The organism is Croceibacterium soli, from assembly GCF_009828065.1.
Classification (GTDB): Bacteria; Pseudomonadota; Alphaproteobacteria; order Sphingomonadales; family Sphingomonadaceae; genus Croceibacterium_B; species Croceibacterium_B soli.
Genome location: NZ_WTYK01000006.1, coordinates 151076 through 164835 on the forward strand (window position 1 = coordinate 151076; position 13760 = coordinate 164835).

General features: G+C 68.8%; 9 protein-coding genes and 2 tRNA genes. 6 read left to right on the plus strand and 5 right to left on the minus strand.

Going from position 1 to position 13760, the window contains the following annotated elements; translation table 11 throughout:
- Positions 1-63: 63 nt before the first annotated feature.
- Positions 64-150, plus strand: a tRNA-Leu gene (locus tag GRI75_RS11370).
- Positions 151-254: 104 nt separating this feature from the next.
- Here the strand turns inward: GRI75_RS11370 and GRI75_RS11375 are convergent.
- From GRI75_RS11375 to GRI75_RS11385, 3 genes are all read right to left on the minus strand, one after another.
- Positions 255-1337 (minus strand): alpha/beta hydrolase, encoded by a 1083-nt coding sequence (locus GRI75_RS11375; protein ID WP_160747102.1) that lies wholly within the window; start codon positions 1335-1337, stop codon positions 255-257.
- A complete protein-coding gene (locus tag GRI75_RS11380) occupies positions 1337-2590 on the minus strand; it encodes an FAD-dependent oxidoreductase (RefSeq protein ID WP_160747103.1) in 1254 nt (417 codons plus the stop codon). The genes GRI75_RS11375 and GRI75_RS11380 overlap by 1 nt, the downstream gene beginning before the upstream one ends.
- Before the next feature lie 247 nt (positions 2591-2837).
- Complete coding sequence (locus GRI75_RS11385) at positions 2838-4511, minus strand: thiamine pyrophosphate-requiring protein (protein WP_160747104.1); 1674 nt, start codon at positions 4509-4511, stop codon at positions 2838-2840.
- 52 nt (positions 4512-4563) lie between these two features.
- On the opposite strand from GRI75_RS11385, the gene GRI75_RS11390 reads away from it, so the two are divergent.
- The 3 genes from GRI75_RS11390 (at position 4564) to dcd (ending at position 9510) form a co-directional block, all read left to right on the plus strand.
- Complete coding sequence (locus GRI75_RS11390) at positions 4564-5451, plus strand: MBL fold metallo-hydrolase (RefSeq protein ID WP_160747105.1); 888 nt, start codon at positions 4564-4566, stop codon at positions 5449-5451.
- A gap of 280 nt (positions 5452-5731) precedes the next feature.
- Positions 5732-8869: a bifunctional proline dehydrogenase/L-glutamate gamma-semialdehyde dehydrogenase PutA gene (putA, locus tag GRI75_RS11395; protein ID WP_160747155.1), complete on the plus strand. Its 3138-nt coding sequence runs from the start codon at positions 5732-5734 to the stop codon at positions 8867-8869.
- A gap of 86 nt (positions 8870-8955) precedes the next feature.
- Positions 8956-9510 carry a dCTP deaminase gene (dcd, locus tag GRI75_RS11400; RefSeq protein ID WP_160747106.1) on the plus strand — a complete coding sequence of 185 codons (555 nt, stop codon included), beginning with the start codon at positions 8956-8958 and terminating at the stop codon, positions 9508-9510.
- A gap of 111 nt (positions 9511-9621) precedes the next feature.
- On the opposite strand, the gene GRI75_RS11405 is transcribed toward dcd, so the two are convergent.
- Together GRI75_RS11405 and GRI75_RS11410 are read right to left on the minus strand one after the other, a co-directional pair.
- Positions 9622-11778: a TonB-dependent receptor gene (locus GRI75_RS11405; protein ID WP_235911476.1), complete on the minus strand. Its 2157-nt coding sequence runs from the start codon at positions 11776-11778 to the stop codon at positions 9622-9624.
- A gap of 189 nt (positions 11779-11967) precedes the next feature.
- Positions 11968-12042: transfer RNA gene (locus tag GRI75_RS11410), tRNA-Gly, on the minus strand.
- 186 nt (positions 12043-12228) lie between these two features.
- Here GRI75_RS11410 and GRI75_RS11415 point away from each other — a divergent pair.
- Together GRI75_RS11415 and GRI75_RS11420 are read left to right on the plus strand one after the other, a co-directional pair.
- Entirely contained in the window at positions 12229-13140 is a 912-nt protein-coding gene (locus GRI75_RS11415) for a tetratricopeptide repeat protein (RefSeq protein ID WP_160747157.1), read from the plus strand.
- 4 nt (positions 13141-13144) lie between these two features.
- Positions 13145-13759 (plus strand): LON peptidase substrate-binding domain-containing protein, encoded by a 615-nt coding sequence (locus tag GRI75_RS11420; RefSeq protein WP_160747107.1) that lies wholly within the window; start codon positions 13145-13147, stop codon positions 13757-13759.
- Position 13760: the final 1 nt, after the last annotated feature.

Consider the following 13760-nt stretch of genomic DNA (forward strand, 5'->3'; position numbering starts at 1 on the left):
CTTTGCTAAGGGCCCGCTCCTACCCCGGAGGGAGCCGCCAAGTCGGCTCCTTTTTGCGATGATGCGGTCGTGGCGGAACTGGTAGACGCGCAACGTTGAGGTCGTTGTGGGCGAAAGCCCGTGGAAGTTCGAGTCTTCTCGACCGCACCATAAGTCCGAGTGTCCAAGGACATGAGAGGCCGCGGAACCTGCGCCTGGATGGCGCGGTTCCGCGGCCTCTTGCTTTGGCACTGGGAGCGCGGACCGGCTTTGCGCTACAGCCCCCGCGCCCTTAGCCAGCCTTCGATGGCGGCGGCGACATCGTCGCTGTTGCTTTCGAGCTGCATGGCATGGCCGTTTCCGTGGACGCCCTGGTCCTCCAGCCGCAAATGCCCGACGTCGCACCCGGCCTGGACGAGGAAATCGACCATCCCGTGGTTGTCCGCCGCCATCCAAGAGGCTTCCGCGGTGACGACGACCATCGGCACGCGGGCGAGGTTCGGCAGCCGGCGCGCGGGCTCCTTCTGCACCTTGCAGGCGACCAGCCCATCGCGCGGGGCCGGGCGCTCCTGCCATTCGAGCGCTTGGCCTTCCGCCAGCGGCGGATCGTAAGTCAGCGGCGCATTGGCGATGCCGAAAGGCAGCGGGCCGCTGAGCGCGGTGAACGGCGGCCCGAGCGGCTCCACCGCGACTAGCGCCCGCACGAGTTCCGGCCGGGCATCGGCGATCAGCCAGCCGGGCGGGCCGCCGGCCGAATGGGTCAGCAGCACCGCCGGCCCGATCAGGTCGAGCAGTTCGGCCCCGGCGCGCTGGGCGTCGCGCTGGCTCCGCGCGGGGTCGGCGAGCGTCGGGCCCGTGCCGGCGAGGAAGCGCAGGAACGCGGGATCGTCGATGCGCCCGCTGCCGGGCCATTGATCGTGCAGCGCGGCTTGCGGGTAGTTGTCCGGGAAATCGGCCGGGCGGGTGAACATCCGCTCCAGGAAGGCGGTCGGCGGCACCCCGCCCATTTCGCCCTGGACCGCTGGGTGGAACGGGGAGCGGCCGTGCTGCGGCCGATCGACGACGTAGACCGCCCAGCCGCGCCGGACGAACCAGTGCACCCATCCCTCGCGCCCGTCGGCGGTGCCGAGGAAGTCGGTCCCCTGGCCGCCGCCGCCGTGGATCATCACGATCGGCACGGCGTGCTTCAGGTCCCGCGGGATCCAGTATTCGACATATTGCTGCCCGCGCATGACCGGCCCGGCCGTCTCGTGCTCGACCAGCTCGCCGCCGGTCCAGAAGAACCCCTGCGCGGCAAGCGCTAGCGGGCAGGCAGCGCCGGCGGCGTGAAGGTCGGCGGGGCGATAGCTGCGGGCCATCAGTGGATCTGCCCCTGCCGTCCGGCGATGTCGAGCGACACGCGCGGGGTGGGATCGGCGTCCTCCCAGCGCGAACCTGCGCGCAGCACGTCGCCGATCACCTTGTAGGCGAACAGCATCAGCATCGGGCCGGATTCGGGATCGTCCGACAGCGCCTGGATCGCCGCGAGGTCGTTCCGCCGCTGTTCGGGGTCGCTCTCCTGCAGCATGCGCTTGTTCTCGGTCGCGGCCGGGCTGACAACCTCCCAGAAGACGCGCCGCCGCTCGTCGGAATAGCGGTCGAGGATAGACTCGCCCTCCTCGCCGCGCAGCACGGCGGCGAGGATGTCGGCCAGGACCATGCCGGTCCACACGCCCGACGTGAGGCCGAGACCGCCGCAAGGGTTCGTCGCATGGGCGGCATCGCCGGCTAGCAAGACGTGACCCTTGCGCAGGGTCTCGGCCGCGCGCTGGTGCAGCATGTAGGGGCTGGAGGAGACGATCTCGTAATCGCGCGAGCCGCGCATGAACCACTCGTAGCGCTTGTGGATGCGCTCTTCGTAGCTGCTCAGCGGCAGGGCCGAGTCCTCCATGTAGGTGCAGCGCCACAGGCCGCTGCGATCGAGCTGCGCGATCACCGCCATGTTGACCGGATCGCAGACGAAATTCGCCTGCTGGTAGCCGAGCTGCGAGAAATCGAAGCGCACGTTGGTGGCGACGAAGCGTTCCGGCCATGTGTGACCTTCGAACGCGATGCCGGCGAGCCGGCGGACGGTGCTGCGCGCGCCGTCCGCTCCGACGAGCCATTTCGCCGCCAGCCGCTTCTCTCCGTCCGGCGTTTGGACGGTGAGGGTCACGCCGTCTGCGCCATCTCCGATCGCCGTGAGGCGGTGGTCGAACAGGACTTCGACGCCGAGCTTCCTGGCATGCTCCATCGCAACGCCGGCAACTTCGTGCTGCCCAGCATGGAGCTGGTAGTCGTAGGCGACACCCTCGACCGGCTCCATCGTGACCACCGAGGAGTAGCCGAATTCCGGGACATGCGTGCCGAAAGTGCGGTTCGTGAAGCCGATCGCGAGCAAGTCCTGAAGCAGCCCCAACTCCTCGAGGACCACGAGCGTCGAGGGAAAGTAGACCGCAGCCCGAGGCGAATTGACGATCTCGCGCTCCTGCTCGATCACCGTCACTCGCGCGCCGGCCTGCGCCAGCGCCAGCGCGGTGAGCATCCCCACCGGCCCCGCGCCGACCACGATCACGTCCTGCTGTTCGATCATTTGCGACCCTCTCCCTGTGCGCATTCGTATCGGGAGAATTGATTCAGGCAAAGGCGCATCTGTGCGGAGCGCGTGCGCCTGCCGCAGCACCACCCCGCTGCGACTAGGCTCGCCTGCGGCTCGCCAAGTCCCGCTGCCCCTCCTCTGAAGAGGAGGGGTGATAGGGAAGCCCCCTCCTCTTCAGAGGAGGGGGTTGGGGGTGGTGGAGGCACGCGGAACGTTTCGGCTAGCGCCACCGCCCTCCGCATCAGCCGCGGGAGATCTCGGTTTCCTGTTCGGTGATGAATTCCACCAGCGCCGGCTGACCCGCTTCGGTTGCGGCGATCGCGCGGCGCAGGGCGGGGACGATCTCCGCGGCGTCGGTCACCCGCTCCCCGTGGCAGCCGAGCGCACGGGCGAACGCGGCGTAGTCGCCAGAGATGTCGGTAGCGCGGTACTTGCTCGTGGCGACGGGCATGATCGGCAGCTCGATGGCCATCGCCTCGTTGTTGAGCAGGATCGAGAGGATCGGGATCCGCTCGCGCGCGGCGGTTTCGAGGTCGGTGCCGGTGAAGCCGATGGCGGCGTCGCCCCAGACATTGAAGCACAGGCGGTCCGGGTGGACCAGCTTGGCCCCCATCGCGAGGCCGAGACCGTAGCCGAGCTGGGTCGACTTGCCCCAGCCGATGTAGCTGTGCGGCGTCGTGCTCTTCCAGAACGGCACGAGCTGGTCGCGCGGGCTGCCGGCGTCGTGGGTGATGATCGTGTTCGCCACGTCGACGGTCTCGTAAAGATCGCGCAACACGCGGTACGGCGAGAGCGGCGCGCTGTCCTGCGAGCGCTTGGCTTCCCACTTGGCGAGCCAGGCGGTCTCGGTATCCTTGATCGCCTGCGCCACCGGCGAACCGTCCCGCTTCTCCGGCACCCGCCGCCGCACAGCCTCGAGCAGCGCCGCGAGTGTCAGCCTGGCGTCGCCGACGAGCGCGACTTCGCAAGGCACCGACTTGTCGATGTCGAGCGGGTCGAGCGTCGAGTGGATCACCCGCTTGCCGGTGGGTATCGCCAGTCCGAACGAAGTCGCCGTGAAGCTGCAGCCGACGCCGAACAGCACGTCGCATTCGTCGAGCCACTTGCGCACGCCGCCGTTGATGCCGTTGCCGCCGGAGCCGAGCGCCAGCGGGTGGGTTTCGTCGAACGTGCTCTTGCCCGGCAGGCTGGTCATGACCGGGATCGCCAGGTGCTCGGCCAGGGCGCGCAGATCCTCGTAAGCTTCGGCCCAGTGGACGCCCTGCCCGGCGTAGATGGCCGGGTTGTTCGCCGCGAGCAGCACATCGGCCGCCGCTTCGATGTCCGCGTCGTCCGGCCGGGAGCGCACCACTTTGCCCGGCGCATAGTCGAGCGCGCCTTCGAACGGACGGTCCAGCACGTCATAGGGCAGCTCCACCAGCACCGGCTGCGGGCGGCCGTTGCGCAGCATGGCGAAGGCGCGGCGCAGGACCGGGACGACGTCCTCGCCCGAAGTCAGCGGCTCGGCGTGCTTGGTGACGCTCGCCATCGAGCGGACCGAGTTGAAGTTGTACGGAACGTGGGCCTGCGACAGGGTGTAGCCCTGCGGCATGACCAGCACCGGAATGCTGTCGGCATAAGCCTGCGCGACGCCGCCAAAGGCGTTCTCCGCCCCCGGCCCCTGCTGCATCACGAACACGCCGATCTGCCCGCCCTTGCTCATCCGGCTGACCGCGTCGGCCATGTGCAGGCCGGTGCGTTCCTGCCGCACGATCACAGTGCGAATGTCGATCCGCGCCGCGGCTTCGAGGATCGCGTTGCGGGGGTAGCCGAAGACGATCTCCACCCCTTCGCGCTTGAGCACCGCCGCGATGGCGTCGGCGACGGTGCCGTTCGTGTGCACCGCCTGATCGGCAAGTCCGTTGCCCTGTCTCATGCTTTCTCCCAAAAGGCTCTGGACCGGCTAGAACAGCCGGCGGGAGAGAGCAATGAAGCCGATCGAGCTTGGGCGGATGCGCGTCCACAAGGTGCACGAGATGGACAGCCCGGTGCCGCTGCTGAGCCAGCTGCCCGGCACCACGCGCGCCGACATGGAGCGCCTGCTGGCCTGGTACGACCAGCCGGACGAAGTGAACGGCGACCCGGAGACCAGCTTCATGACCTTCTCGGTCCACAGCTGGGTGATCGAGATCGACGGGATGACGATCCTGGTCGACACCTGCGACGGCAATCACAAGAACCGCTCGCTGGAGGCGGTCCACCGGCTCGACACCGATTACCTCGGCAATCTCCGCCGCGCCGGGTTCGCGCCGGAAGACATCGACCTGGTGATGTGCACCCACCTGCACTTCGACCATGTCGGCTGGAACACCCGGCTGGAGAACGGCAAGTGGGTGCCGACGTTCGCCAACGCCCGCTATCTCTTCGGGCGGCGGGACTACGAGTATTTCCAGGCCAATCCGGCGGGCGAGGAGCTGCACTACGAAAGCTTCCTCGACTCGATCCTGCCGGTGATGGACGCCGGCAAAGGCGAGCTGGTGGACGAGAACCACGTCGCCCACCGCGAGATCGGCGACGGTGTGTGGCTGGAGCCGGCCTTCGGCCATTCGCCGGGCTGCTGCACGATCAACGCCCAGGCCGGCGGCGCGCCCGCGCTGTTCTGGGGCGACGTGGTCCACCATCCGGTGCAATTGATCCGCCACGATCTGCCGTTCGCATTCGACATGGACGCGGCCATGGCCAGCGCCACCCGCAAGCGCACGCTCGAACGGGCGGCGGACGAGGACCTGCTGTGCTTCCCGGCCCACTTCCGGCGGACCAGCGCCGGCCGCGTGAAGCGAGACGGCGATGCATTCCGGTACCAATGGGTCGGGTAATTCCGGACAGCGCAAGAAATCACTTTCCTACACGGGTCGGAAGGGGGCATGAGCCGCGCTTCCTGGCTTTTTCGCCGCCGCTCGCCGATCGCCACGCGAGAGGAGGCGCTGATTTCTCACTGTGCGGTCGCGCCGCCGTGGAGGGTTCAAAGTGCTGGCTTCCAATGACAAGATCGAAGTTGCGTCGGGTCCCGGGCGTGCCGCCGGAGTTACCGGAAGGAGCGATCCGGCAAGCGGCCCGGCGCGAATCGACCGTTCCGCCCTCCGCGCCGCGTTCCGCATGGACGAGGAGGCCTGCATCGCCGAGCGGATGCGGCAGGCGGCTCCGGCCACGGCCGTGCACGGCGATGCCGCCGCGCTGGCGGGCAGGCTGATCGAGGGCGCGCGGGCGCAGAAGGCGGCCGGCCTCGACGCGTTCCTCAGCGCCTATGGCCTCGCGACCGAGGAGGGCATCGCGCTGATGTGCCTGGCCGAAGCCCTGCTGCGGGTGCCGGACGCGGAGACGGCGGACGCGCTTATCCACGACAAGCTCGCCGGGATCGACTGGGGCGAGCATCTCGGGGAAAGCAGCTCGACGTTCGTCAACGCGGCGACTTTCTCGCTGATGCTGACCGGCCAGGTGCTGCGCGGCGGGCGCGAGGCCGAAGCGGGCATGGGCAAGACGCTGCGCCGCGCGGTCGGGCGGCTTGGAGAGCCGGTCATCCGCCAGGCGACGATGCAGGCCATGCGTATCCTCGGCGGGCAATTCGTGTTCGGCCGCACGATCGACGAGGCGCTCAAGCGCGCGGCGCCGGAGCGGAAGCGCGGGCTGACGCACTCGTTCGATATGCTCGGTGAAGCGGCGATGACGTTCGCCGATGCCGAGCGCTACCGCGCATCGTACGCCGGCGCGATCGCGCGGCTGGCGAAGGAAGCCAGGGACGGCGTGAAGGCCAGTCCGGGCATCTCGGTCAAGCTCTCGGCGCTGTATCCCAAGTACGACTTCTTCCATGCCGAGGCGGCCCGCGCCGCGCTGATCCCGATGGTGCGCGAACTGGCGCTGGCCGCGCGCGCGGCGGACATCCACTTCACCATCGACGCCGAAGAGGCCGAACGGCTCGAGCTGTCGATGGACATCATCGAGGCGCTCGTCGCGGACGACGACCTGTTTGAAGGCGGATGGGAGGGCTTCGGCCTCGCCCTGCAGGCCTATCAGAAGCGCGCCGTGCCGCTGTGCGAGTGGGTCGCCGCGCTCGCCCGCCGCCACGGCCGCAGGCTGATGGTGCGGCTGGTCAAGGGCGCCTATTGGGACAGCGAGATCAAGCTGAGCCAGGTCGGCGGCTACGCGGACTATCCGGTCTTCACCCGCAAGATCGCCACCGACGTCTCCTACCTCGCCTGCGCCGCGAAGCTGTTTGCTGCCGAGGATGTCATCTACCCGGCCTTCGCCACCCACAACGCCTACACAATCGGCGCGATCAAGGCGCTCGCCGCCGGACGCGAGTTCGAGTTCCAGCGCCTGCACGGCATGGGCGAGGACGTCTACGAGGCGCTCGCCGAGCGGGAAGGCGACCGGCCGACGCGAGTGCGCATCTACGCGCCGGTGGGCGGGCACAAGGAACTGCTCGCCTATCTGGTCCGCCGCCTGCTCGAGAACGGCGCCAACTCCAGCTTCGTCAACCGCATGGCCGATGCCGAAGTGCCGGCGGCCGAGCTGACGACCGATCCTGTGCGCGATCTCGCCGCGCTGGAGCCCAAGCGCAACCCGGCGATCCCGCTGCCGGCGCAGATCTTCCCGGGACGGCGGAACAGCGCGGGCGTGGACCTGGCCGATCCGCTGGTGCGCGAGCCGCTGCTGGCGAAGCTCCAGTCGCTGGAAATGCGCGAGTGGGCGGCGGTTCCGACGGTCCTGGCGCGTCCTTCGACAGGCTCAGGACGAACGGCTGCAGGGTCAGAGGCGGCAGACAGCACGAACGAACCACAGCCCGTTCGTGCTGAGCTTGTCGAAGCACGCATGGTGCGCTCCCCGCAGGACGGTACGACCGTCGGACAGGCACTGGATGCCACGCCGGCCGATGTCGATCTCGCCTTCGCCCGCGCAGTCGCCGCGCAGCCCGGCTGGGACGCGCTCGGCGGACACGCTCGTGCCGATTTGCTCGACCGGGCCGCCGACCTGTTCGAGGCCAACACGGCCGAGTTCATCTCGCTGTGCCAGTGCGAGGCGGGCAAGACGCTGCTCGACGGCGTGCTGGAAGTGCGCGAGGCGGTCGATTTCCTGCGCTACTACGCCTGCGAGGCGCGCACGCTGTTCGGCGCGCCCAAGCCGCTGCCGGGTCCGACAGGCGAGGAGAACCTGCTGCGAATGCATGGCCGGGGCGTGTTCGCGACGATCTCCCCGTGGAACTTCCCGCTGGCGATCTTCACCGGCATGGCCGGCGCGGCAATCGCGGCCGGCAACACGGTGCTCGCCAAGCCGGCCGAGCAGACCCCGCTCATCGCCGCGCTGGCGGTGCGCCTGTGCCACGAAGCAGGCATTCCGGACGACGTGCTCCAGCTCGTGCCCGGCGACGGGAAGGTCGGTGCCCTGCTTACCTCCGACGCGCGCCTGTCCGGCGTCGCCTTCACCGGCTCGACGGACACGGCCCACGCGATCAACCGTACGCTGGCCGCCCGCTCCGGCCCCATCGCGACGCTGATCGCCGAGACCGGCGGGCAGAACGCGCTGATCGTCGACAGCTCGGCGCTGCCGGAACAGGTCACCCGCGACGTGATCGCCAGCGCCTTCCAGAGCGCCGGCCAGCGCTGCAGCGCCCTGCGCGTGCTCTACCTGCAGGAAGACATCGCCGATCCAGTGCTGGAGATGATCCGCGGCGCCTTCGAGGCGCTGGTGATCGGCGATCCCACCCGGCTTGCGACCGATGTCGGCCCGGTGATCGACGCCGAGGCGAAAGCGGGCCTCGACCAGCATGTGGCGGCGATGCAGCAGGCCGGGCGCACGGTCTTCCGCCGCGAGCTGCCTGGCGAAGTGCAGGCCGGGAGCTTCGTCGCCCCGGCGATCGTCGAGATCGGCTCGATCGCCGACCTGGCGAAGGAGAACTTCGGCCCGGTGCTGCACGTGGTTCGCTGGAAGGCGGACAACCTCGCCGGCGTGATCGAGGACATCAACGCCACCGGCTTCGGCCTGACCCTCGGCCTCCACAGCCGGATCGACGCGGTGCGCCGCTTCGTCGAGGCGCGGGCGCGGGTCGGCAACCTCTACGTCAACCGCAACCAGATCGGCGCGGTCGTCGGCAGCCAGCCGTTCGGCGGCGAAGGCCTCTCCGGCACCGGACCCAAGGCCGGCGGCCCGCACTACCTGGCCCGCTTCGCCATCGAGCGGGTGACGACCGTCGACACCACCGCCGCGGGAGGCAACGCGACGCTGCTGGCCGGGGGATGACGCTCGAATACCCCTTCTCTTCGGAGGAGGGGGATAACTGCCCCGCGCCGCTTGCCCCCTGACGCCGGTTCCGGAATCCCTCCCCCATGAGCATTCTCAGTGACCGATGGATTCGCGAGGAGGCCGCGCGCAGCGGCATGATCGAGCCGTTCGTGGAGCGGCAGCAGCGCGAGGGGTGCATTTCCTACGGGCTGTCGTCCTACGGCTACGACGCGCGGGTGTCCGACGAGTTCAAGATCTTCACCAATGTCGACAGCGCGATCGTCGATCCGAAGAACTTCGCCTCCAACAGCTTCGTTGACCGCAAGACCGACGTTTGCGTCATCCCGCCGAACAGCTTCGCGCTGGCCCGCACGGTGGAATACTTCCGCATCCCGCGCGACGTGCTGGTGATCTGCCTCGGCAAATCGACATACGCCCGCTGCGGGATCATCGTGAACGTCACCCCGCTGGAGCCCGAGTGGGAAGGGCACGTGACGCTGGAATTCTCCAACACCACGCCCCTGCCCGCGAAGATCTACGCCAACGAAGGCGCGTGCCAGTTCCTGTTCCTCAAGGGCAACGAGCCCTGCGAGGTGAGCTATGCCGACCGCGCGGGCAAGTACATGGGCCAGCGCGGGGTGACGCTGCCCAAGCTCTAGGCGGGCCTCCGACGAACGGATGGAGGGAAGGGAATGGTATCCCCTAGCCCCGTTCGGGCGGGGGTGAGATAGGCCCTGAGCACGCGCTCCTCCCCTATGGGACTGGCGTTACTACAGGCTCAGCCTCACGCTCAGCTTGACGTTGCGCCCGGCCAGCGGGACGAAGTCCTTGGTGAAGCTGGCGTGGCGGCGGCCGTCCACGTCGAACACGTTGTTAGCCTGGAGCAGCACCGTCACGTTCTCGCCGCCGCGGAGCGGCTTCCAGGCGAGCGAGAGGTTGGTGTGAGCGAAGCCGTCCGTCGGGGTTTCGAACGAGGCGATGCGGTCCTGATCGTCGAACCACTGCACTTCGGCGCGCGCGTCCCACCGGTCCGACTGCAGTTCCAGCCCGCCGAGCAGGCTCAGCGGCGGGATGCGCGGAACGGGTGAGCCGTCGTCGAGCGTGGCGCGGATGTAGTCGCCCTGCACGTCGCCGACCAGCGACATGCCGTTGCCCCGCCAGAGCGGGAAGCTGGCCTCCGCCTCGACCCCGAAGTAGCGCGCGTCGTCCTGCAGGTATTGGAAGACCGGCAGTTCGTCCTCGGTCAGGCCGGTGTCCTGCAGGTAGACGAACCCGTCGAACCAGTTGTGGAATACGGCGGCGCTGAAGGTCGTACCGCCCAGGGTTCCCCGGACATAGCCTTCCAGGCCCCAGGCCGCTTCCTTCCGCAGGTCGGGGTTGCCGCGCTCGAACTGCTGGGTGGCGATGTGCGGCCCTTCGGCGAACAGCTCCTCGGCCGAAGGGGCGCGCTCGGTGCGCGAGCCGTTGATGCCGAAGCGAAGGCCTGCTGGGGTTTCGTAGGACAGGCCGAGCGCGCCCGAGAACGTGCCGAAGCTGCGCTCGCGGCCGAGGGTCGGCGCCTCTACGGACGTGTTTTCGTAGCGTCCGCCCAGCTCGAGCTCGACTGGCGCAAGGTCGAATTCCTGCAGGGCGAAGACGGCGATCTGGTCCGTGGTGTTCGGCGGCACGAAAGCCTCGGCCCCGACGGCCGAGAAGTCGCGGTGCATGTACTGGGCGCCGATCGAGCCGCGCCAGCCGCCGCGGTCGCGCTGGAGCAGCTCGACGCGGCCTTCGACGCCCTCGACATCGAACACGGTGCCGACCTCGTCGCCTTCGAATTCGGTGTGGGTGTAGTCGGAATAGCCCCAGCGCGTGGTCAGCTCCTCGAACAAGCCGCCTCCCAGAGCAAGCGACCCGCGCAAGTCGGCGCGGAACTGCTCGAGGCCGATGGTGACCGCCTCCTCGCCGTGCTCCTCCTCGCCTTCCTCTTCGCCCTCTTCCTCTTCGCCGTGGTGATGGTGCCCGGCGCCGGGCCGCATCGGCACGCCATAGGCGGTGTCGTAGTATCCGGCGGATACGCCCAGGCTGCCGCCGCTGCCGATCCAGGCCAGGCCCGCGCCGAGCGACTTCGTTTCGGTGGCGCTGTTGGGCAGGACTCCGCGCCGGTTCGCCGCCTCGCGCAGTTCCTCCGCTTCCTCGAGGTGCCCTTCCTCTTCCTCCTCGGCCGCATCGGCGAGTAGGTCGGCCCGCAGCGGGGCAGCCAGGGTGTAGCCGGCGACTTCGAGATCGTCCGTCTTCCGGTACGATCCGTCCAGGTGCAGGGCGATGGTGCCCGACAGCGGCACGTCGAACGAGGCTCCGCCTTCGCGCAGATCGTAGGCGCTGTCGATCGCGGCGAAACCGTCGACGTGGATGGGTTCCTCCGGAACGCGGAGGGGGATGCGCTTGTCGATCACGTTGACCGCGCCGCCGATAGCCGAGCTGCCGTAGAGCAGCACGGCCGGGCCCCGCAGGACTTCGATCCGGTCGGCGGTCAGCGGATCGATCGTCACCGCATGATCGGCCGAAGTGTTGGAGGCGTCGATCGAGCCGATTCCGTCGACCAGCACGCGCACCCGTTCCCCCTGAAAGCCGCGCAGGACGGGGCGGGAGGCGCCGGGGGAGAAGCTCGTGGCGGAAACCCCCGGCAGATGCGTGAGCACTTCGCCGATCTGCCCGTCGAGGTGGCGCTGCAGCTCGATACCTTCGACGACCGACGTGCCGGCCAGCATGTCGAGCCGCTCGAGCCCGCCGGCGCGCACGACGATCTCGCCATGGAAGTCGTCGTCGCCGCGCGTCGCCGGGCGGGCCGGCGCGGCCGTCTCCGCACGCTGCGCCGTCGTCCCCTGCGCGTGCACAGCGGAAAGCGGCAGGAAAGCTACGCTGCTGAGCAGCATTATGCGGATCATGGGGTGCGCCTCATTGATGTTATGATGTAACATCGCCGATAGCGAAGCGGCGGCGCGGCGCCACGAGGGTGCGATGAGTGGAGGCGCTGCCGCGACGAAGCGATCCAGCGGAGCCGGCCTGAGGAGGCTTGGAGTCGGAAGTCGCCGGCCAGCTCCGGCACCGGCCATATGCCGGTTTCCGGTAACGAATGGAGCGGGCGAAGGGATTCGAACCCTCGACCCCAACCTTGGCAAGGTTGTGCTCTACCCCTGAGCTACGCCCGCTCACTGGCGTTCCGGCGCGCTAGGTGCGCCGGTTGGGAGGCGCGCGGTTAGCACCCGACCTGCAGGGCCGCAAGGGAAAATCTACCGTGCTTGCGGTGTTCGTTCGTGCCCTTCACAATCGGCCGCAAAGGCCCACATTGGGCGCTTCGCAAAACCGGCGGCAACAGGAGCATACCTTTGGCGAGCATGGGCCTCAGCATCGACGAACAGAAGGCGGTCGAACGCTTCCAACAGGCGGTCGTCGCCCCTTCCCGCGACAAGCTGGTGATTCTCGACTTCTGGGCCGAATGGTGCGGGCCGTGCAAGGCGCTCTCCCCGCTGCTGGAGAAAGTCGCCGCCGAATATGCCGACAAGGGCGTGGTCCTGGTCAAGCTCGACGTCGACGAAGAGCAGTTCATCGCCTCGCAGTTCCAGGTCCGCTCGATCCCCACGGTCTACGCGATCTTCCAGGGCCAGCCGATCGCCGACCTGACCAGCGCGCGCAGCGAATCGCAGCTCAAGCAGGCGCTCGACCAGATCCTCGCCAAGCTCCCTGTCCAGGGCGGCGCCGGTGCCGGCGGAGACCGGCAGGCCGATCTCGCCCAGCTCGTGGCGATGGGCGAGCAGGTCATGGCGGAGGGTGACGCGGAACGCGCCGCGTCGATCTTCCAACAGATCATAGAGATGGAGCCCGGCGAGGCGGGGGCGCACTCCGGCCTGATTCGCGCCTTGCTCGGCGCAGGCCGCAAGGAAGAGGCGCGCGCCGCCTTCGATGCAGTGCCCGAAGACCTCAGGGAAGACCCGCTCGTGGCACAGGCCGGCAAGACGCTCGAACTCGCCGGCACCGAAGTCGACCAGGGCGAACTCGAAGCCTTGCGCAAGGCTGCGGCCGAGCGCCCGTCGGACATGCGGGCCCAGTTCGACTTCGCCCAGGCCGCATTCGCCGCGGGCGAGCGGGACAATGCGACCGACACTCTGCTCCGCATGGTGCAGAGCGATCCCGAATGGGAAGAAGGCGCGGCCAAGGCCAAGCTGCTGCAGATCTTCGAGGCGGTCGGCCTGGAAGACCCATGGGTCGCATCCCAGCGCCGGCGGCTCTCGCTGCTGCTGTTCGGCTGACCAGGTGGCCGCGGTCCGCCTCTCGATCTTTCCGCTGGCCGGCGCGATCCTATTTCCCGGACTGCAGTTGCCGCTCCACATCTTCGAGCCGCGCTACCGCGAACTCGTCGGCAGCGCGCTCGCGCGCGACCGGCGGATCGCGATGATCCAGCCCCAGGCGGCGAACGAGGGCGCTCCGCTGTTCCAGGTCGGCTGCATCGGCAGGATCGACGACGTCGAGGCGCTGGAGGACGGCCGCTACAACATCGTGCTGGAGGGCGAATCGCGCTTCCGCCTGCTGCGCGAGGTCGAAGTCGGCACGCCGTTCCGCCAGGTCGATGGCGAGCTCATCGCCGATCCCCCGTACGAGGGCCTGAGCGCCGTCGAACGGGCGAGCTTCGAGCGGGAGGCGCGCGATTTCGCGGCGCGGCAGGGCTACTCCGTCGATTGGGAGTCGGTCGCCCAGCTGGACGATGCCTCGCTGATCAACGGGGTCTCGCAAATCGCGCCGTTCGACGCGGCGGCGAAGCAGGCGCTGCTCGAAGCCTCCGACCTGGCGACCCGCTGCGAGTTGCTGGTCCAGCTCATGCAGTTCTTCGCCAGGGGCGACCCCGACGACGGACCGGCGACGCTGCAGTAAG